The organism is Candidatus Tisiphia endosymbiont of Dioctria linearis (assembly GCF_964026545.1).
In the GTDB taxonomy this organism is placed as follows: Bacteria; Pseudomonadota; Alphaproteobacteria; order Rickettsiales; family Rickettsiaceae; genus Tisiphia.
On sequence record NZ_OZ032156.1, the window covers coordinates 1075344 to 1097500 of the forward strand.

Below are 22157 nucleotides of genomic sequence, written 5' to 3' on the forward strand. Positions count from 1 at the left end.
ATTTATTAGAATGATCTGTGTGGGAATTACTGGTAGTTATGCTTCAGGAAAAACTTTTGTCTTAAATTATTTAGCTGATTTAGGATTTATGACTTTTTCTGCTGACGAATATATTAAGAATCTCTACAAAGAGCTGTCAATACAAAATATAATTCTTAACTTACTGCCTGATCTAAAAATTTTTGATAAAAGAAAAATTGCAGAGCTAATCTATGCTAATGATTTATCAAGAAGCAAATTGCAAAATTTTATTCATCCATTTGTAGTGGAAAGTTTGTCTCTTTTTAAACGGCAAAATAATGATTCAGAAATTACATTTACTGAGATTCCATTACTTTTTGAAGCTGGATTTGATAAATATTTTGATTTTTATGTTACAACATTCTGCTCAGAAGAATCTAGGTTAAAACGTGCAATGTCTAGAGAAGGGTTTAGTTTGACAACTTACAATAAAATATCCCAAATTCAATTGTCACAACAAATTAAAATAGCAAAAGCAGATTTTGTTATTAATACTGATGTTAATATAGTAGATTTAGATAAACAAATAACTCAACTAATACAAAAATTAAAATGTCGCAATTAAGAGAAGTAATTTTAGATACTGAAACAACTGGCTTAGATCCCAAAAGTGGACATAGGATTGTTGAGATTGGGGCTATTGAAATGGTTAATAAAGTTCTAACCGGTAAGCACTTTCACTTTTATATTAATCCACAACGAGATATGCCGACAGAAGCTTATCGAATACATGGTATATCAGGAGAGTTCTTAAAAGATAAACCACTTTTTGCAGAAATTGCCGAGGAGTTTTTAGCGTTTATTAGTAACAGCCAGCTTGTTATACATAATGCAACATTTGATATTAAGTTTATTAATTATGAGTTGTCTCTGCTCAAAAGGTCTGATACAGATTTTTTAGAACTTGCTAATACTATTGATACTCTTGCTTTGGCTCGGAAGATGTTTCCTGGAATGAAGGCTAATCTTGACTCATTATGTAAAAGATATAAAATTGATAATTCTTCGCGTAAGTTGCATGGAGCCCTTAAAGATGCGGCATTACTGGCAGAAGTTTATGTTGAGCTTACTGGAGGTAGGCAGATAAGTTTTAACATTAATAGTAAAAAGGTACAAAATACAGATGAGCTGTTGGTTAGAACTACTATGGCAAATAAAAATAATACTATAGTTATCAAACCAACTAAGGAAGAGTTACAAAAACATAAAGAATTTTTGTCAAAAATTCTTTCCCCTATGTGGTTGTAGAATTATATAACATCAACTAAATTACTTGCAGGGGTTTAACTCCTTAAAAGTCCATCTGCAAGTTGTAGCAGAAAATAGCATGAGGTAATTTAAATATAAGGTGAATAGGTGATGGGATATCAACATGAACAAAGAAGCCTAACTAAAGAACAGAAAGAAGCAATAGGAATACTCTCAGTTGGTACATTCCTAGAATATTTTGACTTAATGTTATATGTTCATATAGTGGAGTTTTTTAATGAGTTATTTTTTAAACCTACCGATTCTCATACAGCCTATTTAATAAAGGCTTTTGTCTTTTGTTCTACATATATTCTTCGACCTATTGGTGCCTTAATATTCGGTTGGTTAGGTGATAATATAGGTCGTAAGTCAACAGTGATCATTACAACTTTTTTAATGTCTGCATCATGTTTTGTTATGGCTAATCTGCCTACTTATGCTCAGATAGGAAGCATGGCAGCTTGGATAGCGATAATTTGCCGTGCTGTTCAAGCTATCTCTTCTATAGGAGAGGTGACAGGGGCACAACTTTATTTAACTGAAATGATTAATCCACCAGTTCAATATACAGTTATAGGATTAATATGGGTTTCCTGTGTCATAGGGTCGTTATGTGCTTTAGGGATTGCATCACTTGTTACTTCTCATGGTTTTAACTGGCGTCTGGCATTTTGGATTGGTGCAGTAATTGCATTGGTTGGTTCTGTTGCGAGAAAAAAACTTAGAGAAGTACCAGAATTTGCTGATGCCAAATGTCGAATAAAAAGAGTTTTTGAAAGAATTAATACATATCCAACTGTATTAAAAGACAATCCCCTTTGGCAAGCAAAAGTTAATAAGAAAACATTAATATCTTTCTTTTTATTACAATGTGCTGCACCGGTATGTTTTTATTTTACGTATATACATTGTGGTAATATTTTGAAAACTAGCTTTGGTTATACAATGCCTGAGGTCATTCATCATAATTTTATTGTCTGTATAATAGAGCTGTTAGTCATGTTAATATTAACTTATTTAAGTTTAAAAGTATATCCGTTATTAACTGTGCGAATTATACTTATAATATTTTCTATTTTTATCATCTTTTGTCCATATTTATTGAATAATGTTAATTCTCCTTACCAATTATTCTTGATTCAATTCTTTATGGTCTTACTTCGTGGATGCTTAGGTCCTGCTGTTTCCATTTGTTATAAAAGCTTTCCTGTATTTAAACGTTTTACTTGTGCTACTATGACATTCGCTTTATCTCGGGCTTTAATGTTTGTTATTACCTCTTTTAGTTTTGTCTATCTTATTGAATATTTTGGCAATTGGGGATTATGGTGTATTATGATTCCTACAATCATCGGTTTTGCCTATGGGCTATTGCATTTTGAACAATTGACAAAAAAATCTGGAAATTATCCACACAAAGGAGTCGCATAGCTATTTGGGTTAGCTATATATTAAATAATTTAATCTGTCCATTAATAACATTTTATTGATAATTACCATGATCTAGAAAAGCCTACTTTGTTTGCTCGTGAAATTATATAGAACAAACAATAAACCATGGTATTTATTACAGTAATTATTGGTGTAATTGGTACATCAAGGTATAATGATGCTGTTAAACCAAGGAAATTTACAGTTAAAGCTATGATAACTGAATTGATAATCATTTGAGCAGGGTTACTAGAAATCATCCTAGCCGTCATGGCTGGAATTAGCAAGATACTAGTGACGAGCAGTGCTCCAACAATTTTAATAGTTGAGAATACTGATAAAGATAAAAGTAACAAAAATGCCAATTCAATGGTTCTTACTTTTATTCCTTTAATTTGAGCAATATCTCTATTAATTACAATTAGAATAATTTGACGGTAGAAATAGCAAATGAAAAAAATAACTGACACAAATATGCTTGATAAAATCAATATATCATTTAAAGAGCTAGATAAAATATCGCCAAATAATAGGCTAGTGATTTTAATCTGTAATGGATACATATAACTTATTACCAAAGCCAAAGATAACATAAAATTTGATACCAAAATTACTACACTACTGCCACCTGACCTATTTTTTAGGGTGAATACTAAGATAGCAAAAATAATAGCGACAACTAACCCCGAATAAACAACAGGCAAATGGATCAGAATACTAATACTTCCAGCCAGTAAACTTGCATGCGACAGACCATCACCAAAATAAATATATTTCTTCCATAAACTTAGACAACCAAGGGGAGCAAAAATTAAACTGATTAGAATTATAGTTAATATTATTAGAGGCATTTAATACGATTTTTAATAAATAAGTTGAGAATAGCACTTAGTGCTTAATTATTTTTTGTGGTATATATTATTGTATAGCTAACCAGATTAGTATTACCATGTCTATTAGCGAGGAGCCGCAAAGCGGCGACGTGGCAATCCATAAAAGTACTAGAAATATGGATTGCTTCGTCGGCTTACGCCTCCTCGCAATGACGTCTGGGATTCTAGAACTTGTTCGGGTTAGTTATAATATTAGTAATATTATAACCAGTAAAGGAATATGTCTACAAAATCTTCTATTAATCAAATAGAGTTAGAAAAATTTAGTAAGATTTCTAACCAATGGTGGCAGGAAGATGGAGAATTTAAAATTCTTCATAAAATAAATCCAATTCGTATTGGTTATATAGTAGATAAGATAAAAGAGCATTTTAACGTACAGGATGACCTATTACCTTGTTCAAATTTAGAAATTCTAGATGTAGGATGTGGCGGGGGATTAATTACCTCGGCTCTCTGTAAACTAAATGGTATAGTTACTGGCATAGATGCTCTGCAAAGTAATATAGATATTGCAGTACAGCATGCCTCGGAACAAAATTTGAATATACAATATCTTAAATCCACTGTTGAAGAATTAGTATATTCAGATGATTTAAATAAAAAACAGTATAAGTATGATGTGGTGCTGTGTTTAGAAGTAATAGAGCATATAGATAATCCTGGTGATTTTATAAAAAACCTGGCTAGTTTAGTAAAACCAAATGGTATGATTATAATTTCAACGATTAATCGTACGGTAAAATCCTATATGCTAGCTATTTTGATGGCAGAATACCTACTTAATTGGGTACCCAAAAACACTCATGATCATAATAAATTTCTTAAACCATCGGAAATTTACTCGATGTTCAATGATAATAATATTGGGCTTAAAGAACTCAAAGGCTTAACCTATAATATCGTTAATGGACGTTGGCAGTTGAGTGATGATATAGATGTAAATTATTTTGCTTACTTAACTAAATAAAGGAAAATATGACTGTAATTACTAGATTCGCTCCATCTCCTACTGGCTTTTTGCATATTGGCGGAGCAAGGACGGCATTGTTTAATTATTTATTTGCTAAGCACCATAACGGTAAATTTTTGCTGCGAATTGAGGATACTGATCAAGCAAGATCAACCAAAGATGCAGTAGATGCTATATTTTCCGGCTTGAAATGGCTTGGTTTAAACTGGGATGGAGAAGTAGTTTTTCAGTCTAAAAGAAATGATTTATACAAAAAAGCTGCTCTGAAATTACTAGATCAAGGAAAAGCTTATTATTGCTTTACCCCCCAACAAGAAATAGATAGGCAGAGAAATAACGCCATAGCTAATAAACAACATTTTTTGTTCGAAAGTCCTTGGCGGGATGTGCCACCTTCTAATTTGCAGGAGCAGAAGAATATCCCAGTTATCCGCCTGAAAGCTCCAAGAACTGGTCATACCATTATCCATGATGCTTTGCAAGGGGATGTAACTATTGAAAACTCGCACCTTGATGATATGGTGTTGTTACGTAGTGACGGTACTGCTACCTATATGTTAGCGGTAGTGGTGGATGATCACGATATGCAGATTAGCCATATTATTAGGGGGGATGACCATTTAACTAATGCGGCTCGTCAAAAAATACTTTATCAAGCTTTTGGCTGGTCTGTACCACATATGGTACATATACCGTTAATACACGGAACTGACGGAGCAAAATTATCTAAAAGACATGGGGCTCTTGGAGTAAAGGCTTACCAAGATATGGGGTATTTACCTGATAGTTTGTGCAATTATTTACTAAGATTAGGCTGGAGTTATAAGGATGACGAGATTATTTCAAGATCCCAAGCTATAGAATGGTTTAACCTTGATGGGCTAGGTAAATCGCCAGCTCGTCTTGATTTTGCCAAAATGGATAGTTTAAATTCTCATTATTTACGTCAGCTTGATGACCAAACATTAACAGAAATGACTTGTCAGAGTTTACAAGAAAATTATCAAGTTACTGAGAAAGAAAAGGAATATATTAGGCAAGCAATGCCAAGTTTGAAAATAAGAAGTACCAGTTTAGTCGAATTAGCAAAACTAGCTAGGATTTATTTGATTAATGTTCCTATTATTTACTCTGAGGAAGCTAAAGAACTAATCAATAATTGTGATAAAAATTTGTTGGATCAAATTATAAAGGAATTGGAGAATTTAGCAAATTTTGATAAAGACTCAATTCAAATAAAATTTAAAGAAATTGCCAAGGATAATAATATTAAACTTGCAGATATCATGCCACCCATTAGGTCTTTAATGACAGGTATGATTACTTCTCCAAGTGTTTTTGAAATTATTGCTATAATTGGTAAAGAAAATGCTATTGCTAGGTTATTGTATAATGACGCTAAGGAATGAGGGAATGATACATATATTCTACAACCTAGTTGGAACCTATACTATTACGAGAATTTTAGGTAATTATGGCATAGCTAAAGGAATGGCTTATTTTATAGAGTACAAGGAGCCTCTATATTCAAAATATCCATGTATATTATATAGAGAAGAACTTGATGTTAAGTACTATGGGAATACCAATAAGGTAAGAGCTGTTAAGGAATATTTATATTCCCTAGAGCAAAGCAAAATTGTTAAATATTTTGTTAATGAGAATAACCATGCTTTATTTTACCTAATGCATTTTATCTCGGGTAGTCCTTGCAAGGCTGAAGCTATACATCAGTGTAACTTGGATATTTATCAAGCTAGTTATATATTCTTAAATGAAGATGCTTTTGACTTGAGTTATAAGATTTTAGGTCCTAATAAAGATTATACCATAAAAACTAGTTTTATTAGGCTTTGTGCATAATATACCATTCCTCCCACTTTAAAGAACAATCAATCCTTTAAAGTAGGGGAGAATGATAGCTAGCTTCTTCTATTACCAAAGAATCTCAAAAGATATAAGAACAAATTGATAAAGTCTAAATATAAGCTAAAAGCAGCCATTATAGACATTTTTTGTCCTAATTCTCCACCACCAGACATAAAATACATCGACTTAATTTTTTGAGTATCCCATGCAATAAGCCCCATAAATACAGCAACCCCAATTAGAGATGTTGCAAAATATATAGCGGAACTTTGTAAGAATATGTTAACCAACGATACAATGATAAGACCAAACAATCCCATAATAAGAAATGAGCCAATTGAAGTCAAATCTCTATTGGTACTGTAGCCATAAAGACTCATTGCTCCAAAGACAGATGAGCAAATGAAGAAAGTCCGAGCAATTGACTCTCCAGTATAGATAAGCCCAAGAGATGCTAAGGACATACCAGTTAACGCAGCATAAACCCAAAACAATACTTTAGTAGTTTCTAAACTCATCTTGCCAAAGCCCATAAAGAAGTACAAAGCAATTCCTACAGGAGAAAACATTACCAACGTTCCCAAACCAGTATTGCCCATAAACTGTCCATTTGGTGCAATCTGAAATAAAAGTCTGGCTAATGGTTCAAATGATATAGTAGCAATAGCTGTTACTCCAGTTAGCACAAGAGCTAAAGCCATATAATTATAGACTTTTAGCATGTATTCTCTCAGTCCTGCATCATATGTTTTCTGAGTGGTAGTAAAAGTTTTTGTATAATCAACCATAAGAAACCCCATGAATATTTTATTATCTCTATTAATATAGTATAGGATGCAAACCTTTTCTTTTCAAGAAGAAAATTCTAAAATAAAAATTTAGTTTTAATCCAATAACTTATTTACATAGTACAAATATCTAGCTATTTATACTGATTAGACATATTTAGCCTCTGTGGTGGAATGGTAGACACAGTAGACTCAAAATCTACAGCCCCAAAGGCGTGCTGGTTCAAGTCCGGCCAGAGGTACCAATATAGCTCTTAAAATCTATGCTAAATAATAATTTTTAAAATAATCTTGTATACTCATTAATGTTTCGTGTATAAATTAAGTTTAAAAAACTTATCAAGTTCTATGATGAAATTAGCAAAATTATTATTTTATACAATCACTACCTGCTTAATCCTATCTGGTTGTAAAACTAAAAAGACGGATGAAGACTTAATAGTTCCAGCTCCAGAATTATACAATGATGGTCTTATTTTACTGGAAAAGCAACAATATTTGAAAGCTGCCGAAGAATTTTCAAGAATTTTTTATCAAGACCCTGGCAATAAAATGACTCCTCAAGCTGAGTTAATGCAGTCATATTCTTTATTTTTGGCATGTCAGTATGAGGAAGCGATAGATGTGTTGGATAGTTTTATTAATCTTCACCCAATGCATGAAGATATTGCATATGCCTATTACCTGAAGGCATTATCCTATTATATGCAAATCTCGAATGTACAACTTGATCAATCAAGAACCTTTTTAGCTAAGAAAAGTTTTGAAGATGTTACAACACTTTTCCCAAAAACAAAATATTCAATTGATGCAGCTTTAAAAATTGATCTAGTAAATGATCATTTAGCAGGTAAAGAAATGGATATAGGTCGTTATTATCTCAGACAAAATAACCCTATAGCTGCTATTAATAGATTCCAGCTTATTGTCGATAATTACCAAACTACATCACATATACCAGAAGCACTTTATCGCTTAGTGGAAAGTTATTTAATGCTAGGGCTTAGCAATGAAGCAAAGAAATATGCCGCGGTACTCGGTCATAACTATCCGGACAGTACTTGGTATAAATATTGTTACTTACTAGTTAATAATTCTTTAAAAGAATGAAATATAATGTTACAAAGTCTTTCGGTTAAGAACTTTATTCTGATAGACGAATTGGAGATAGAGTTTGAAAAAGGACTATGTGTAATTACCGGAGAAACTGGGGCTGGTAAGTCTGTCTTGCTAGATGCAATCTTATTCTCTTTAGGTAATAAATTTTCTGATAATGTAATAAAACATGGGTGTGATTATTGTTCAGTTGCTACGACATTCACTCTCAATAATGATTTAAAAGAGCTTTTGCAACAATTTAATATTGAGTATGACCAAGAATTACTGATAAAACGTATCCAAAAATCTAACAACCGCAAAAAATTTCTTATCAATGATCAAGTAGTGACGGTAAATACCTTGCAACAAGTAGCCGATTATTTATTTGAACTTCATGGGCAAAACAGTCATACTTCCCTTCTTACTCCTTCCTCTCATATTAACATTCTAGACGATTATGGAGAGCTTGTAAATTTAAGAGCTGAATTATCAAAGCATTTCGATATTTTACAGACAACTACCAAAGAAATCAATAAAGTTACCAGAGATAAAGATGCTATAGAACAAGAAATAGATTATTTAACCTTTGTTACCAAAGAATTAGAAGCTCTTGATTACCAAACAGGAGAAGAAGAAAAGCTTGTTACTATAAGGCGTAGTTTACAAAATCGTGATAAAGAAATACAAGTGACCCAAGATATATTATCATATCTTGAAGCCCCTGAAATTAATAAGTCAATTAATAATGCTCAACGTTTGATAAACCGTAACTTACAGCAAAACGAAGAATTTGCCTCTATTTCATTAAATTTAGATGATTGCTATAATAGCTTAGAAGAAGCACGTATAAAATTACAGAATATTATTAATAACATTGATAGAAATGAATTTAACTTAGACGAAGTGGAAGAAAGGCTATTTAAAATTCGTGATATAGCACGAAAATATAATATTTCTTGCGATAAAATACCTGAATTTCTTGATAATTCTAACCAACAATTAAATATCCTTAAGAATAAAATCAATAATGCTAAAACATTAGATATAAATAAGCGAACAGAATATAAAAAATATTTTGAACTAGCTGAAGCTTTATCATACAAGCGTTCTATTAGTGCAAAAAATCTAGAATTAGCTGTGCAAAAAGAGCTTGAACAGCTTAAAATGGAAAAGGCAATTTTTAAAGTAGAAATAGTACCTAAAAATAATCCTGCTAACAACCAAGCTAATAATAAAAATTTTGCAGAACTAAACGTTGGAGAGCAATTTTCAGGAGAAATTAAGCAAAACCCGGAAGGTATAACTAGTCAGATGCTGTTATGCAAGATGTCTGATGGTATTGATAATATACGTTTCGTTGCCTCAACGAACCCAGGCATGCAACTTGCACCTATTGATAAAATTGCTTCTGGTGGCGAATTATCAAGGTTTATGTTAGCCATAAAAACCTGTCTTTTTGATAAATCACTGAAAGACACTATTATCTTTGATGAAATAGATACAGGAATTGGTGGTATCGTAGCCGATAAAGTAGGAGAAAAGCTTAAAAAACTTAGCTCTATTGCCCAAGTGATTGTTATTACTCACCAACCTCAAGTAGCAGGTAAAGCAGATCAGCATATTATCGTCAACAAACTACAATTGGATGAAACTACTAAAATTACGGTAAAAAGCCTGAATCTTCAGGAAAGACAAGCTGAGCTTGCCCGCATGATTTCAGGAAAATCCATTACCGATGCGAGCTTAAAAGCAGCTAAAGAGTTGCTTAAGCCTTAGGCTCTGTGAACAAAATTTAAATTACTAGATTTCGACTCTTTTTAGCTGCAAATTATAAGATTTTTTTGAAATAGAACTAACTATTCCGGCAAAAATCTTATTAATTTTCGCTTAAAAATACTCAAAATCTAAACAATTAAAATTTTGTTCACAGAGCCTAGGAGGCTGTGCCACACAAGTGAGTGTTCACGGAAAAAAAGCTAAAGTACAAGACGTCATTGCGAGAAGGCGTAAGCCAAGAAGCAATCCATTTCTAATTACTTTCCTGGATTGCTTCGTTGCTACTAAAGTAGCTCCTCGCAATGACGCTTGGTGAGCAGATTTGTTATTCATAAGAAAATAGCAAAAAAAATGTAGGGTGCTATGACCTTTCTTAAGCAACAACTTTTTTCTTATTTATTTTTTTAGTGTTTACTTGAAGTTTTTCTTTAATTCTAGCTGCTTTACCACTTAGGTTTCTTAGGTAATAGAGTTTAGCACGACGTACTACACCATATTTTACAACTTCAATTGCATGTACCATCGGTGAGAAAATCATAAATCGTCTCTCTACGCCTTCACCATGACTGACCTTACGAACTACGCAAGAAGAGGCAACTCCACTATTTCTTCTAGCAATTACCACGCCTTCATATACTTGCAGCCTCTCTAGTAATTTTTCCTTACCATCTTTCTCAACTGTTCGGTCAATTATCTTTACAGTAACCTTTACAGTATCTCCCGCCTTAAAATCAGGAATTTTTTTATTTTCGGTTAGTTTTGCAATTTGCTGTTGTTCAAATTGCTCAATAATATTCATCACTTTAAACTCCTATAAAATTTAATAAATCTGGTCTACGTTTTTTAGTAATCTCCATAGACTGATTACTTTTCCAATCTCTAATTAACTGATGATTACCAGACAACAAAACACTTGGAACTTCTCTGTTTTTCCATTTTACTGGTCTCGTATATAAAGGGCATTCAAGCAATCCAGCAAACTCACCACTTTTCTCAAAAGACTCTGATTGCAATGTATCTTGATTTGCTAATACATTCGGAAGTAATCTAATCAAGCAATCAAGAATAGCCAGAGCTGCCACCTCGCCACCAGATAGAATATAATCCCCTATACTAATTTCTCTAACATTATACTCTTCAATTATACGTTCGTCAATCCCTTCAAATCGCCCACATAAAATTATTATTTGTTTTTCTTGTATAATTTGATGAGCAATATTTTGGTTAAATAATTTTCCTCTTGGTGATGGGTAATATATTGGGGTATTAGGGCTTGAAGACAAAACATTATCTAAACAGCTACCAAGTACATCCGGACGCATTATTAGCCCGCTACCACCACCATAAGCCTCATCGTCAACATTTTTATGCTTAGTTAACCCGAAATCTTTTATATTAACCACATTATAAGACCAAATATCTTTTTTTAAGGCTTGCCCTGCAAGGGAATATTGTAAAGACCCAGGAAACATCTCTGGAAATATGGTTAATATTGAGGCATGTAATGAAGACATTTTATAAATATGCTGAATTTTTAAAACAAAAAAATTGATTTGGCTTGTATTATAGTCTATATAATTAGACAATATCAATCTACTTAGTACTAAGTGTTTAATTTTTATCATTTATTCGGGGCATAGCGCAGTCTGGTAGCGCATCTGGTTTGGGACCAGAGGGTCGGGAGTTCAAATCTCTCTGCCCCGACCATATATAATGGACTTACTGTATTCGATTTTTTTGCTGTTATATATTATTTTTTTCTTGCATTATCGGGTAGGATAATTCTATTAGTCCATTATTAGTTCCCACTGTAGTATTAAATCCACAATCTACATAGTGTATTTCACCAGTAACTCCGGATGCTAAGCTACTTAGCAAGTATAAGGCAGACCCTGCAACATCACCAGGAGAAATATTTCTGCGTAACGGTGACGTAGCCTCGTGAAAAGCTAACATAGTTTTGAAATCATTAATACCGCTAGATGCCAGAGTTTTCATAGGACCAGCTGATAGGGCATTTACTCGGATGTTATTTGACCCCATATCAGTTGCAAGATATTTTACACTAGATTCTAATGCAGCTTTAACAGGTCCCATTACATTATAATTACGAACCACCTTCTGGGAGCCATAATAAGTTAGGGTAAGGATACTACCACCATCTTTCATCAAAGGTTCTGCACGTTTTGCCATGGCAACTAGAGAATAGCATGATATATTCATACTATTAAGAAAATTAGGCAGTGTGGTATCTATATACCTACCTTTTAATTCATTCCGATCAGAGAAAGCGATAGAATGAACTAAGAAATCAAGTTTACCCCATTTTTGTTCAATAGTCTTAAACAAATTATCAAGCGACTCTTCACTTGTCACATCACATGGCACAACAAAATTACAACCAATTTGTTCAGCAAGGGGCATAACTCGTTTTTCAAGCACTTCACCTTGATATGTGAAGGCTAAGTCTGCACCATGCTCTTTGGTCATTTGAGCGATAGCCCAAGATATTGACAAATTATTAGCGACGCCTGTAATTAGTCCTTTTTTACCATCAAGTAAACCCACAATTTGCATATATTCTCCATACTTTATAATTAGACCTTGCTCAAACAATAGCATTATGTATATTTTTGTAAATAACTTTCAAAATATAGCACTAATGTTTTTATCCAAAATATTTATACTTATTTCAGGTATGGTTAGCGGTTTAGTTTTTGCTCCAACTTTCTTCGTACCTGGGTTATTTTTCTTGGCACTACTATGTTATCAAGTACAAATTGCTAATAGTTGGCAAGAAGCCTCTATATTAGGCTTTATATTTGGTTTTGGGCATTTTTTAGTCAATATGTACTGGATTAGTATAGGGGTCACTGTTTATATTGATGAATTTTGGTGGGCGATACCATTGGCGTTATTTGGTTTACCAGTTATTCTTGCTTGTTTCATCGCTATAACCTGCGGTTTAGGATTTTTAGCGAAGAATAATAATTTATATCAGTTTATATTTTGCCTTTATTGGGTATTTTTTGAATGGGTAAGATCATGGATATTTACCGGATTGCCGTGGAATTTACTTGGATACGCTTTTTCATTTTCCGATACTCTCATCCAGTCTTCTAGTATTATAGGAATATATGGTTTAAGTTTTATTGTAATATATATATCAACTAGTTTTTATCACCTATTTACTAAACAATATAATCTATTAAAAATATTATTAGTGAATTCATTAATAATATTTTCTCTAATAACTTCCTACGGTTTATTAATGCTACATAACAATCCTAGCGATTTCTCAAATATAAAAGTTCGATTAGTTCAGCCAACTATTCCACAAATTGCTAAATGGGACGTTGAAGAATTTTGGAAAAATTTAAATCTTCATATTGCATTGTCTGAAAAACCAGGTGACGTAGATCTAATTATATGGTCGGAAGCTGCTATGGTAGTACCATATGACTATAAACCAATCAAAATGAAAATATTAAAGATGCTAGAAAATAAAAAGGCAATTTTAATTACTGGTGGTATAACAAATAATGGTAAACAGGGAGATGATTTTGAAATTTATACAAGTTTATACGCTTTAACAAAAGAAGGGGATAAATTATTTGAATATCATAAATCTCATTTAGTGCCATTTGGTGAGTATATGCCTCTTAAATGGATATTACCATTGAAGAAATTAACCCCTGGGTTATTAGATTATACTGAAGGAAGCAAACAATTGGTTAGTATTGACCAACCTGCTATAACCATAAAACCTCTGATTTGTTATGAAGCAATCTTTCCAAATCTCGTTCAAACGAGTAATAAACTTTCAGATGTGATTATTAACGTCACTAATGATACATGGTATGGAAACTCCTCTGGTCCATACCAACATTTACAAATTAGTCGTATGCGTAGTATAGAAAACGGTCTTCCTATGCTTAGAACGGCTAATAATGGTATATCGGCTGTAATAGACCCGGTAGGTAGAATTATTCAACAACGAACTCTCAATGAAGTAGGTTATATAGATAGTTTATTACCAAATAAGCTGAAATATGAAACTTTATACTCCCAATATGGCGATATATGTGCTTTATTAGCAATAATATTTATCCTAATTAGCTACATTTTAATAAAGAATCTTATCAATAAATGTCAATTTAGGAGGTAACAAGTTTTTATGCTATTCTTAGTCGGAGAGGCAATGAAACTAATTATATTAATTTGCTCGGTGAAAGTCGACGTAGTATTACTTAGAATAGAAAGCATTTGCTTCGATATTAGGTTGTGAGGGTTTTGCAATAATGCCCCAGATTCTCCTATATTCTTTAGCTCTCTAATGAAATCTAAAGGACTGTTATAGCTCAACTGAATATTTTCATAATCAACGATAATCTCTGTAAATCCTGCTTGTTGTAACAAAGGTGTGACGTGATCAAAATGTATAAAAGGGGAAACATGTTGGAAGTGAGGGCGATTTGTTGCTATTTCAGCTTCGATAAATTTCATTCGTAGTTCCTTTAGGCTGTTACCACCGATAAAATTAGCAATAAATAGACCATCTGGTTTTAAAATACGTTTTATTTGTGACAGAAAATTTTGTACATCATTGATCCAATGTAAACCTAAGGAAAAAGTTACTAGATCAAAACTAGCTGTTTCAAGAGGTAAATTTTCTTCATCAAGTAGCAATTTTGGATTATGCTCAAAGGATTGTAACATAGTATTAGATGCATTAGTCACTACAATTATAGCATAGTTATAGTTCTGCACTAATAGTTTTGTTAATTGACCAGTACGCCCTCCTAAATCTAGAATATTGAGAAATTTTTTATCAATAATACTCAAACGTTCAATAATATCTTCTGCTGCATGTTGAAAAAACCAACATTTAGCGATATTATGAATCACTTTTTCACGGTTAAATTTTAACTTATCACGATCAAATATAATTATTACCTAAAATTTTAATCTAGCTAGCTTTTGGTAGTGCTACCATAATACCACTCTTATATTTCCTAATATTACTTACAAATGAAGGGCTTCGTTTATTTGTTGGGGTCGTTGTAGCTATATTATTAGGGTAATTCCCACTATACATATTAACAGAATTTTTATACAAGTCCATATTGTTAGCAATCTTGATAACATCTTGCTTATATTTATAGCCAAGATCATGAGTAGCTGAATGGTAATAGGCGATGGCTTTGTGCCAACTACCTAACTGATCATATTTAGCTTTGAGGAATTTAGCACCATAAGCAACGTTTTGCTCAGGATCAAAAGCTTGATTTAAGGAGTTAAACGCCTTTAAATGGTGTTTTAGGTTAATTTGCATGCATCCTACATCAATATTTTCTTTACCTTGAATAATTTGTTTTCTTACAAAGAATATCGCTTCTCTTTTAGTGTTAAAATGATACCCTTTCCCCTCAACATTGACAGTCCAAGGCCAAACCACCATGATTTTATGTTCAGTATGTTTTTTGCCAGATTCTTTTAAAGATATTGAGTATAGGGTGTCAGGAGGAATTTGGTGTGTTTTTTCGAAGTAAGGAAACATCTTTGAACATTTATGTGATTCAGCAATTTCCGCATCCATATTAGCATATGAATATAAAGGAAAAAGGCAAAACAAATATAGGGCTAATATAAACCTAATGGACATAGTGTTATAAATACGTAATTTTACTTTGTCTTTGTAGCATATTAAAAATCTTTCTACAAGACAAGTTATGCTTCGGTTTTTAATGTTATATACTAAAATGACTTAAGAAATTGGCACCTGCATTAGTTTCTTATACTATTCTATTAGATTTGAATGATGAACACTTATAGTTTACATCTATGCCGTTTACAGTAACCTATGGTATAGCAATAAACAACACTGTATTAAAAGCCGTCAACACTTTTCGAAATAGTGCTATACAAGCCGTCTTCTCTCTTAATTATATCATATTCTCTTTGGGCTATTGAATCGATAAAGTGAATATTACCTGATATACCAATATATGGAGCTGTACTATTTAAAGATGCTAAAAATCGTTCTTCCGTAAAGTTAGTATATATATATTTTGATGTTATTTTTCCCAAATCATAAGCCACAGCGTGCATGAAAGATAAATGATTAATGCCTATATTTTTAGCTCTCTCTATTATATTACTATTTACAATATTTAATGAACCAGTGAAGATAATATCCACCGGTTCAGAATAATCAATATTTATTCTGTTATCACCTATTATAATTGCTTTTTTATCTAAATTATGCTTATGAATACTATCAAAAAGCAAATTTAGATTTTCACCATCATCCGACAGATAAATTACAGGTTTAGTTTCTGTATCCTCCATTTCATTTAAATTATCAACACTATTTGAGACAGTTAACACTGCTTTTTCTATTGATTCTGGTATATTAGCATAAAATTCACTCCGCACTAAGGTAGAATTTTTCTGAATTAATATATTTTGAATAAGTTGATTTGTTGTTTGTGCATGACGCCCTGAAGGTAGCAGGGCGATAAAATTTTTATAATCATTATCTGCAAAGTAATTAATTATTTTTGTAAGCTGCTTTGACGGAGCATGCCCAAATACAAAAAGTTTCTGGTCTGCCAATACAGGATTATTAGACATGGTAATTATAAAAATGTTATGCGTTTTAGCTTTATTGGCAATTAGAGAAGTAAGGTTTGAATATAATGGTCCTAGAATAATTTTTGTTTTACGAGCTAATATTTTATCCATTGCAGCAAGTACCTGCTGCTCATTAGAGCCATCATAAGAAGTGACATGGACATAAGTTTTTAAACCATCTTCTAGACCCATTTTAATTAATTGGTTATATTGTCTACCTAATGTAGAATTTTCTCCCGTTAGAGGCATTAAAATTGCCACTTCTAGAGTTTCTTGCACAACTTCTTTCGTTGTAGGAGTAACAATAGCCTCTTTATTAGATTGGCAAGAAAATAAAGAGACAAGACATATAAATGATAAGGTGATATTTAAAAATTTTTGCTTTATACTGCTCATAATACTTACTTTATCTTAATTAGAGATAATTGGCAATTGGGGTTAAATCATGATCTTTAAACCAGGACTATATATTGTTTCAACACCTATTGGTAACTTAGATGATATAACATTTCGGGCTTTAGAAGCACTAAAAAACTCTACAGTAATACTGTGCGAGGATACCAGAATATCAAAAAAATTACTAGTAAAACATAATATAAAGACCAAGTTACAAGTATATAATGATCATAGTGATAATCAGTCAAGAGAGATTATCTGCAAGCTCATTGATAATGGAGAAATAGTCAGCCTAATATCTGATGCTGGAACACCGTTAATTTCTGACCCTGGTTATAAACTAGTTAGGCAGTTGAGAAAACTTAATTATCACATAGATGTTATACCTGGCGTTTCTGCATTAACCACCGCTATACCCATTTCTGGATTACCGTCAGATCGTTTTTTATTTGCTGGATTCTTACCAAAGACCATTGAAGGTAAAAAGAAGATTTTCACAGAATTAGCTAGCATAAAAGCAACTTTGATTTTTTTTGACACTGCTAGCAGAATAGAGCAATCGTTACATACGGCTCTTGCTATTTTGGGCAATAGAGAAATATGTATAGCACGTGAACTTACTAAATTGCACCAAGAAGTAAAGTCAGGATTAATAGAAAACGTTATTAAATTTCTATAAACAGAATATTATTAAAGGAGAAATAGTATTGCTAATTTCCGGTGTTTCTGAAGAGGCTAATGCCGCTAATCTAGCAGATGACTTAGAAAAATTTATACATTTGTACTTATCTAAAGGATGGAGTGCCAAAAGTATTACAGATACGGCTAATGAAAATTTCGGCAAAAGCTACAGTAAGAAAGAAATATATGCTATAGTTAACAGGCTCAAGAGTTCGAGTGATTAATTATAGTTAACCCGTTAAGGTTCTAGCCACCTTTTTAGCTTTTATTATTGAATTTATAATCAATCCAAGAAACATATTTTGAGAGTGTTCACTTAAAGATAGATATAAATACTTTCTCTCATTATAGCTAATCCGATTAGTATTTATCCATACCCCTATGGCTTTTAAGTGCTATGCGTAAGGTGAATTAGTTAATAAAAATCTGGGGATGTTTAGATGCTATTTTTAATAAAGATATAGCTGATCCCCTAGGTTTACGCCGCCCTTGCTCCCATTCTTGTAATGTTCTAACATTAATCCCCATTAAAACAGCAAAATCTACTTGAGATAGTTGTAAGTACTTTCTAATATTCACTATATCATCTTTTGTTTCTATTTTCTGTACATTACCCTTTCCTGTCTTTATCTCTTGAATGGATTGTAAAATTTTTGTTCCGATATCTCGTCTTATTTTCATAATCCTAACTCCTCTTTTATTTTCTTTAAAATAGCAGCTGGAATGTTTTCAGCCTCGTTCTTTAGCCATCCATCTTATTTTCCTAAGTCTTCCACTGCCAGGAATAATATCTTCTGATTTAGGGTATAAGGCTAAATGCCATTGAAAGTCTGCGTAATCATCATCAGTTAAATATGAACTTAACAATTTATTAAACAAATGAGATTCTATATATTCCATATCAATATTATTACGTCATTGACGTATAAAGTCAAATATTATTTTAAACTAACATTGATCAAAACATTCATTACATGGTCTTGCAATGACGTCTGTGAATTTGGTGTAATGTTGCCCTGGTTAGCTATATAATTCATGTAAAATTAAATATTTTTTACTATTATACTTAGTGCTAGTGATCTTATAGTATATATTAACTATTTATATTATACTAAATCCAAAAACTTAAAATATGATAAGCCCAATTTTAACACAATTTATAATTATTTTGCCTGAGATAATGCTGACCTTACTGGCTTTGCTTACTCAATTATCTGCTGTATTATTTATCAAAAAAACTAGAATCATCACTAATATTACGATATTATTATCGATTGTACTTTTTATTGCTTGCGTTCAGGGTGAGGCAGTATCTTTTAGTAATTCCTTTGCTACTAATAGCTTTACTGGTGTTTGTAAATCTTGTGTTTTACTTTTTTCGGTGATGACCATGATAATTTATAATGATTATTGTAAAATCACTAATGAAAAATTTAAGACAGAGTTTATAACCTTAATGCTACTTTCGACTGTTGGTATTTTTATTACTATATCGGCTCGTAATTTCCTACTATTATTTGTGGCTATGGAATTGCAAGCACTAGCAGCGTATGTACTAGCCGGTTTTAGTTTACACAATATTAAATCATCAGAAGGGGCATTAAAATATTTTATTCTAGGTAGTTTGATTAGTTGTTTGACATTATTCGGGATGTCTTTTATTTACGGATTTGGTGGTAGTTTAGATTATAATAATATTCTATGCAAATTGAATCAATCAGCCCAACCTAATATTGGTTTAATAATTGGCTTAGTACTTTTTTTAAGTGGTATTTTCTTTAAATTATCTAGTGCTCCTTTGCATATTTGGACGCCAGATGTATATGAAGGGTCACCAATTCCTTCAGTTAGCTATTTTGCTGCTGCCACAAAATTTGGCAATGTAGTGGTATTATTAAATATAATGATGATGGTAGTTGGTGATTATAAACAAATTTCAGTTGATTTAATAAAGATAACGGCAATTTTGTCGATGTTGGTTGGGGCAGGTGGGGCTATTAGACAAACCTCCCTCAAAAGGCTAATGGGCTATAGCACTATTCTAAATATTGGATATGTTCTGATGGGGATTGCTTTGCATAGTGAGCAAGGTAATAATGCTGCATTAGTGTATATGCTTATTTATGCCGCTTCTGTTACAGGCTTTTTTGCCTGTCTGATTGCTCTGCTGGGGGAAAAAGCGGATACGGCAAATTTTGATGATATTAAAGGTCTGGCGAATAGTCGTAAGGCTTTAGCTGCTGAGATTACGATTATCATGTTCTCGATGATTGGCATTCCCCCACTGGCGGGATTTTTTGGTAAATATTTCATTTTTTATCAGGCTATTGTAGAGGAGCAATTTACTATAGCATTTGTAGCTATTGGTAGCAGTATTATAGCAGCTTATTATTACCTCAAAATAGTTAGGTCTATGTACTTTTTTGAGGTAAGTGAAAGTTTGCAGCCGGAGTTAATACCAACATATCAAGGCTTAAGGTTTGTCAGTTGCCTTGTTATAGGATTTCTGTTAATTTTTTCTTTCTTTATGAGTTAAAGGGTAATATGCTTAAGATTTCAGCCTTTATTATTACAAAAAACGAATCTGCTAGAGTGGCAAGAGTTATCAACAGTGTTAAGGGCATTGTCGAGGAGCTTATTGTTGTTGATAGTGGTAGCACTGATAATACAGTACAAATTGCTAGAAATTTAGGTGCCAAAGTGATTTTTAACGAATGGGGTGGTTATGTTAAACAAAAAACTTTTGGTGAGAGTTTATGTCAGAATGATTGGATATTAAATATTGATGCTGATGAAGAGCTGTCAAAAGAATTACAGGATGAAATAGAATTTATATTTGCTTCAAATATTCAAGATAATTATTTAGCTTATCGTACTAAAAATGTTATATTGCACCGTAACGATCATAAAGTTCGTCGCTTTGCTCCTTATCATAAATTCATCAGATTATATAACCGTAAATATAGTAGTTTTTCTAATAATATGAGTACTACTACTCATGATTCGGTGTTATTTAACCCAGATATTAACCCACAAGACAAAATCTATGAGTTAAATGGTATAATTTATCATAGGTCTGGCATGTCAATTGAGCAAATGGTAGCTAAGGCAAATTTTTATTCTTCCGAGCAGGCAGAAGATTTCGTCAAACTAGGTAGGAATCCATCAAAAATAAGAATTGCTACAGAAATTATTTTTTATTTTCTAAAATCATTCTTTATAAGGCGATATTGGGTATTTGGTTTTGATGGTTTTGTTGACTCTATGATTCTTGCTTTTGGACGGTTTATAAGGCTTGCTAAAGCAAGAGAGATTTTAAATAATAAAAAACATGATAAAAACCAAGAAAACATGGAATTATTAAAATAAGTGCTTGCATAAGGTGAAATTTTATTATATAGTGCCAGCAACTAAATAAACCGTATTAAACGGTTTATTTAGAATAAGAAATTTATGAATATCAATTACTAATAATTAAGAGGTAAATATGTCATTGAAACAACTTTTTTATAAAGCACGCTATGGAGGTTTACCAGTTTTATTAAACAAGAATGCCTTATTTAAAGCTGTAGAAACAGGTAATATGCATTTAACAAATCATTTACTCACCAAAGCTAATGTAGATAATCAAGATAAAAGTGGCAATACTGCATTACACTATGCAGTAAAAAATAATCGCCATGATATGGCTGAAATGTTATTAAAGTGGGGAGCAAAACCAAATATAGCTAATGATAATGGTATGACAGCATCAGATATTGGTATTGCAAATGTTATTTTTGCAAGGCTTTGTATGCAGCCACTATTAGAAAACCATGATTTCAAAATGACAAGCACAGATTCTTTGGTTGATGCAGTGCGGTGGCATATAGACAGTTTACGCACTTTACACACTTTAAATAATCAACAACAAGTGCATTTGTCACCTAAGATAAGTAGTAATTTAAAAGAATTATCTAACAATGTAAATTCCTTATCTAAAGCAATAAGTAATAATATTGCTAATCCTTTATATGACGATGTACCTAATAATGATATAGTATTATCAGGTGATGGTATGACGACAGAGCTATCTGATATTTTTTAATTTAGTGCTAGGGTCTGTGAACAAAATTTTAATTGTTTATATTTAACTTACAAATTGCTTCGTCGGCTTACGCCTTCTCGCAATGGCGTTTGGAGTACATATATGTCATTGCGAGAGCATGTAATGGTCGAAGCAATCAATTTTTGGTTACTTTTTGGATTGCTGCGTCGCCGTAAAGCGGTTCCTCGCAATGATGCTTTGGATTTTTATACTGTTTTTCTACGACTTTTAAAATCACCCTGAATTTTATGAGGTAA

Annotated in this window: 22 protein-coding genes, 2 tRNA genes and 1 pseudogene; 15 read left to right on the forward strand and 10 right to left on the reverse strand. The window is 32.2% G+C overall.

The window, feature by feature from the left end; genetic code table 11:
• The first annotated feature begins 10 nt into the window (after positions 1–10).
• From coaE to AAGD42_RS05190, 3 genes are all read left to right on the forward strand, one after another.
• Positions 11–586 carry a dephospho-CoA kinase gene (gene coaE, locus AAGD42_RS05180; RefSeq protein WP_341752507.1) on the forward strand — a complete coding sequence of 192 codons (576 nt, stop codon included), beginning with the start codon at positions 11–13 and terminating at the stop codon, positions 584–586.
• A complete protein-coding gene (dnaQ, locus tag AAGD42_RS05185) occupies positions 574–1269 on the forward strand; it encodes a DNA polymerase III subunit epsilon (protein ID WP_341752508.1) in 696 nt (231 codons plus the stop codon). The genes coaE and dnaQ overlap by 13 nt, the downstream gene beginning before the upstream one ends.
• 108 nt (positions 1270–1377) lie before the next feature.
• Positions 1378–2703: an MFS transporter gene (locus AAGD42_RS05190; RefSeq protein ID WP_341752509.1), complete on the forward strand. Its 1326-nt coding sequence runs from the start codon at positions 1378–1380 to the stop codon at positions 2701–2703.
• A gap of 62 nt (positions 2704–2765) precedes the next feature.
• Here the strand turns inward: AAGD42_RS05190 and AAGD42_RS05195 are convergent, their stop codons facing one another.
• Positions 2766–3554 carry a metal ABC transporter permease gene (locus tag AAGD42_RS05195; RefSeq protein ID WP_341752510.1) on the reverse strand — a complete coding sequence of 263 codons (789 nt, stop codon included), beginning with the start codon at positions 3552–3554 and terminating at the stop codon, positions 2766–2768.
• Between the two features lie 262 nt (positions 3555–3816).
• On the opposite strand from AAGD42_RS05195, the gene ubiG reads away from it, so the two are divergent.
• Genes ubiG through AAGD42_RS05210 form a run of 3 tightly spaced genes read left to right on the forward strand, consistent with a single transcriptional unit; the run spans position 3817 to position 6432 of the window.
• The gene (ubiG, locus tag AAGD42_RS05200) at positions 3817–4566 is read left to right on the forward strand and encodes a bifunctional 2-polyprenyl-6-hydroxyphenol methylase/3-demethylubiquinol 3-O-methyltransferase UbiG (RefSeq protein ID WP_341752511.1); all 750 of its coding nucleotides are present in this window, start codon (positions 3817–3819) and stop codon (positions 4564–4566) included.
• Positions 4567–4574: 8 nt separating this feature from the next.
• Positions 4575–5978 (forward strand): glutamate--tRNA ligase, encoded by a 1404-nt coding sequence (gene gltX / locus AAGD42_RS05205; protein WP_341752512.1) that lies wholly within the window; start codon positions 4575–4577, stop codon positions 5976–5978.
• Positions 5979–5982: 4 nt separating this feature from the next.
• Positions 5983–6432 carry a DUF6314 family protein gene (locus AAGD42_RS05210; protein ID WP_341752513.1) on the forward strand — a complete coding sequence of 150 codons (450 nt, stop codon included), beginning with the start codon at positions 5983–5985 and terminating at the stop codon, positions 6430–6432.
• A 59-nt stretch (positions 6433–6491) separates the two neighbouring features.
• Here AAGD42_RS05210 and AAGD42_RS05215 read toward each other — a convergent pair whose 3' ends face one another.
• The gene (locus tag AAGD42_RS05215) at positions 6492–7226 is read right to left on the reverse strand and encodes a Bax inhibitor-1/YccA family protein (protein ID WP_341752514.1); all 735 of its coding nucleotides are present in this window, start codon (positions 7224–7226) and stop codon (positions 6492–6494) included.
• A 160-nt stretch (positions 7227–7386) separates the two neighbouring features.
• Here AAGD42_RS05215 and AAGD42_RS05220 point away from each other — a divergent pair.
• The 3 genes from AAGD42_RS05220 to recN all read left to right on the forward strand — a co-directional run bounded on the left by AAGD42_RS05220 (position 7387) and on the right by recN (position 10100).
• Positions 7387–7471, forward strand: a tRNA-Leu gene (locus AAGD42_RS05220).
• A gap of 106 nt (positions 7472–7577) precedes the next feature.
• The gene (locus tag AAGD42_RS05225; protein WP_341753399.1) at positions 7578–8336 is read left to right on the forward strand and encodes an outer membrane protein assembly factor BamD; all 759 of its coding nucleotides are present in this window, start codon (positions 7578–7580) and stop codon (positions 8334–8336) included.
• A 6-nt stretch (positions 8337–8342) separates the two neighbouring features.
• Positions 8343–10100 carry a DNA repair protein RecN gene (gene recN / locus AAGD42_RS05230; RefSeq protein ID WP_341752515.1) on the forward strand — a complete coding sequence of 586 codons (1758 nt, stop codon included), beginning with the start codon at positions 8343–8345 and terminating at the stop codon, positions 10098–10100.
• A 373-nt stretch (positions 10101–10473) separates the two neighbouring features.
• Here recN and rplS read toward each other — a convergent pair whose 3' ends face one another.
• Positions 10474–10899, reverse strand: a complete 426-nt coding sequence (rplS, locus tag AAGD42_RS05235; RefSeq protein ID WP_250311664.1) for a 50S ribosomal protein L19 — start codon at positions 10897–10899, stop codon at positions 10474–10476.
• Positions 10900–10903: 4 nt separating this feature from the next.
• Entirely contained in the window at positions 10904–11614 is a 711-nt protein-coding gene (gene trmD, locus AAGD42_RS05240) for a tRNA (guanosine(37)-N1)-methyltransferase TrmD (RefSeq protein WP_341753400.1), read from the reverse strand.
• Between the two features lie 116 nt (positions 11615–11730).
• Here trmD and AAGD42_RS05245 point away from each other — a divergent pair.
• Positions 11731–11807: transfer RNA gene (locus AAGD42_RS05245), tRNA-Pro, on the forward strand.
• Positions 11808–11843: 36 nt separating this feature from the next.
• On the opposite strand, the gene AAGD42_RS05250 is transcribed toward AAGD42_RS05245, so the two are convergent.
• The gene (locus AAGD42_RS05250; RefSeq protein ID WP_341752516.1) at positions 11844–12677 is read right to left on the reverse strand and encodes an enoyl-ACP reductase; all 834 of its coding nucleotides are present in this window, start codon (positions 12675–12677) and stop codon (positions 11844–11846) included.
• An 85-nt stretch (positions 12678–12762) separates the two neighbouring features.
• On the opposite strand from AAGD42_RS05250, the gene lnt reads away from it, so the two are divergent.
• On the forward strand, positions 12763–14268 hold the full coding sequence (lnt, locus tag AAGD42_RS05255; protein WP_341752517.1) for an apolipoprotein N-acyltransferase: 1506 nt from the start codon (positions 12763–12765) through the stop codon (positions 14266–14268).
• On the opposite strand, the gene AAGD42_RS05260 is transcribed toward lnt, so the two are convergent.
• From AAGD42_RS05260 to AAGD42_RS05270, 3 genes are all read right to left on the reverse strand, one after another.
• On the reverse strand, positions 14253–14996 hold the full coding sequence (locus tag AAGD42_RS05260; RefSeq protein WP_341760787.1) for a methyltransferase domain-containing protein: 744 nt from the start codon (positions 14994–14996) through the stop codon (positions 14253–14255). The genes lnt and AAGD42_RS05260 overlap by 16 nt on opposite strands.
• 73 nt (positions 14997–15069) lie before the next feature.
• On the reverse strand, positions 15070–15699 hold the full coding sequence (locus tag AAGD42_RS05265) for a lytic transglycosylase domain-containing protein (RefSeq protein WP_250311434.1): 630 nt from the start codon (positions 15697–15699) through the stop codon (positions 15070–15072).
• Positions 15700–15989: 290 nt separating this feature from the next.
• Positions 15990–17132, reverse strand: coding sequence for a penicillin-binding protein activator (locus AAGD42_RS05270; RefSeq protein WP_341752518.1), 1143 nt, complete (start codon positions 17130–17132; stop codon positions 15990–15992).
• 49 nt (positions 17133–17181) lie between these two features.
• Between AAGD42_RS05270 and rsmI the strand changes: the two are divergent.
• Positions 17182–18037, forward strand: a pseudogene (rsmI, locus tag AAGD42_RS05275) (16S rRNA (cytidine(1402)-2'-O)-methyltransferase).
• A 187-nt stretch (positions 18038–18224) separates the two neighbouring features.
• Here the strand turns inward: rsmI and AAGD42_RS05280 are convergent.
• On the reverse strand, positions 18225–18494 hold the full coding sequence (locus tag AAGD42_RS05280) for a helix-turn-helix domain-containing protein (protein ID WP_341752519.1): 270 nt from the start codon (positions 18492–18494) through the stop codon (positions 18225–18227).
• 48 nt (positions 18495–18542) lie between these two features.
• Positions 18543–18692, reverse strand: a complete 150-nt coding sequence (locus AAGD42_RS05285) for a hypothetical protein (protein ID WP_341752520.1) — start codon at positions 18690–18692, stop codon at positions 18543–18545.
• 253 nt (positions 18693–18945) lie between these two features.
• Here AAGD42_RS05285 and nuoN point away from each other — a divergent pair, with 253 nt between their 5' ends.
• The 3 genes from nuoN to AAGD42_RS05300 all read left to right on the forward strand — a co-directional run bounded on the left by nuoN (position 18946) and on the right by AAGD42_RS05300 (position 21900).
• Complete coding sequence (gene nuoN / locus AAGD42_RS05290; protein WP_341752521.1) at positions 18946–20349, forward strand: NADH-quinone oxidoreductase subunit NuoN; 1404 nt, start codon at positions 18946–18948, stop codon at positions 20347–20349.
• A gap of 8 nt (positions 20350–20357) precedes the next feature.
• Complete coding sequence (locus tag AAGD42_RS05295; protein ID WP_341752522.1) at positions 20358–21182, forward strand: glycosyltransferase family 2 protein; 825 nt, start codon at positions 20358–20360, stop codon at positions 21180–21182.
• 118 nt (positions 21183–21300) lie between these two features.
• Positions 21301–21900 carry an ankyrin repeat domain-containing protein gene (locus tag AAGD42_RS05300; protein WP_341752523.1) on the forward strand — a complete coding sequence of 200 codons (600 nt, stop codon included), beginning with the start codon at positions 21301–21303 and terminating at the stop codon, positions 21898–21900.
• The last annotated feature ends 257 nt before the right edge of the window (positions 21901–22157 follow it).

Bases quoted from the DNA above. Each gene is read 5' to 3' on its own strand.
- trmD (WP_341753400.1), bottom strand. From the start codon at position 11,614: ATGTCTTCATTACATGCCTCAATATTAACCATATTTCCAGAGATGTTT.
- nuoN (WP_341752521.1), top strand. From the start codon at position 18,946: ATGATAAGCCCAATTTTAACACAATTTATAATTATTTTGCCTGAGATA.
- AAGD42_RS05250 (WP_341752516.1), bottom strand. From the start codon at position 12,677: ATGCAAATTGTGGGTTTACTTGATGGTAAAAAAGGACTAATTACAGGC.
- AAGD42_RS05280 (WP_341752519.1), bottom strand. From the start codon at position 18,494: ATGAAAATAAGACGAGATATCGGAACAAAAATTTTACAATCCATTCAA.
- AAGD42_RS05300 (WP_341752523.1), top strand. From the start codon at position 21,301: ATGTCATTGAAACAACTTTTTTATAAAGCACGCTATGGAGGTTTACCA.
- coaE (WP_341752507.1), top strand. From the start codon at position 11: ATGATCTGTGTGGGAATTACTGGTAGTTATGCTTCAGGAAAAACTTTT.
- ubiG (WP_341752511.1), top strand. From the start codon at position 3,817: ATGTCTACAAAATCTTCTATTAATCAAATAGAGTTAGAAAAATTTAGT.
- dnaQ (WP_341752508.1), top strand. From the start codon at position 574: ATGTCGCAATTAAGAGAAGTAATTTTAGATACTGAAACAACTGGCTTA.
- gltX (WP_341752512.1), top strand. From the start codon at position 4,575: ATGACTGTAATTACTAGATTCGCTCCATCTCCTACTGGCTTTTTGCAT.
- AAGD42_RS05225 (WP_341753399.1), top strand. From the start codon at position 7,578: ATGAAATTAGCAAAATTATTATTTTATACAATCACTACCTGCTTAATC.
- AAGD42_RS05195 (WP_341752510.1), bottom strand. From the start codon at position 3,554: ATGCCTCTAATAATATTAACTATAATTCTAATCAGTTTAATTTTTGCT.
- AAGD42_RS05210 (WP_341752513.1), top strand. From the start codon at position 5,983: ATGATACATATATTCTACAACCTAGTTGGAACCTATACTATTACGAGA.
- AAGD42_RS05270 (WP_341752518.1), bottom strand. From the start codon at position 17,132: ATGAGCAGTATAAAGCAAAAATTTTTAAATATCACCTTATCATTTATA.
- recN (WP_341752515.1), top strand. From the start codon at position 8,343: ATGTTACAAAGTCTTTCGGTTAAGAACTTTATTCTGATAGACGAATTG.
- AAGD42_RS05295 (WP_341752522.1), top strand. From the start codon at position 20,358: ATGCTTAAGATTTCAGCCTTTATTATTACAAAAAACGAATCTGCTAGA.
- AAGD42_RS05265 (WP_250311434.1), bottom strand. From the start codon at position 15,699: ATGGATGCGGAAATTGCTGAATCACATAAATGTTCAAAGATGTTTCCT.
- rplS (WP_250311664.1), bottom strand. From the start codon at position 10,899: ATGAATATTATTGAGCAATTTGAACAACAGCAAATTGCAAAACTAACC.
- lnt (WP_341752517.1), top strand. From the start codon at position 12,763: ATGTTTTTATCCAAAATATTTATACTTATTTCAGGTATGGTTAGCGGT.
- AAGD42_RS05215 (WP_341752514.1), bottom strand. From the start codon at position 7,226: ATGGTTGATTATACAAAAACTTTTACTACCACTCAGAAAACATATGAT.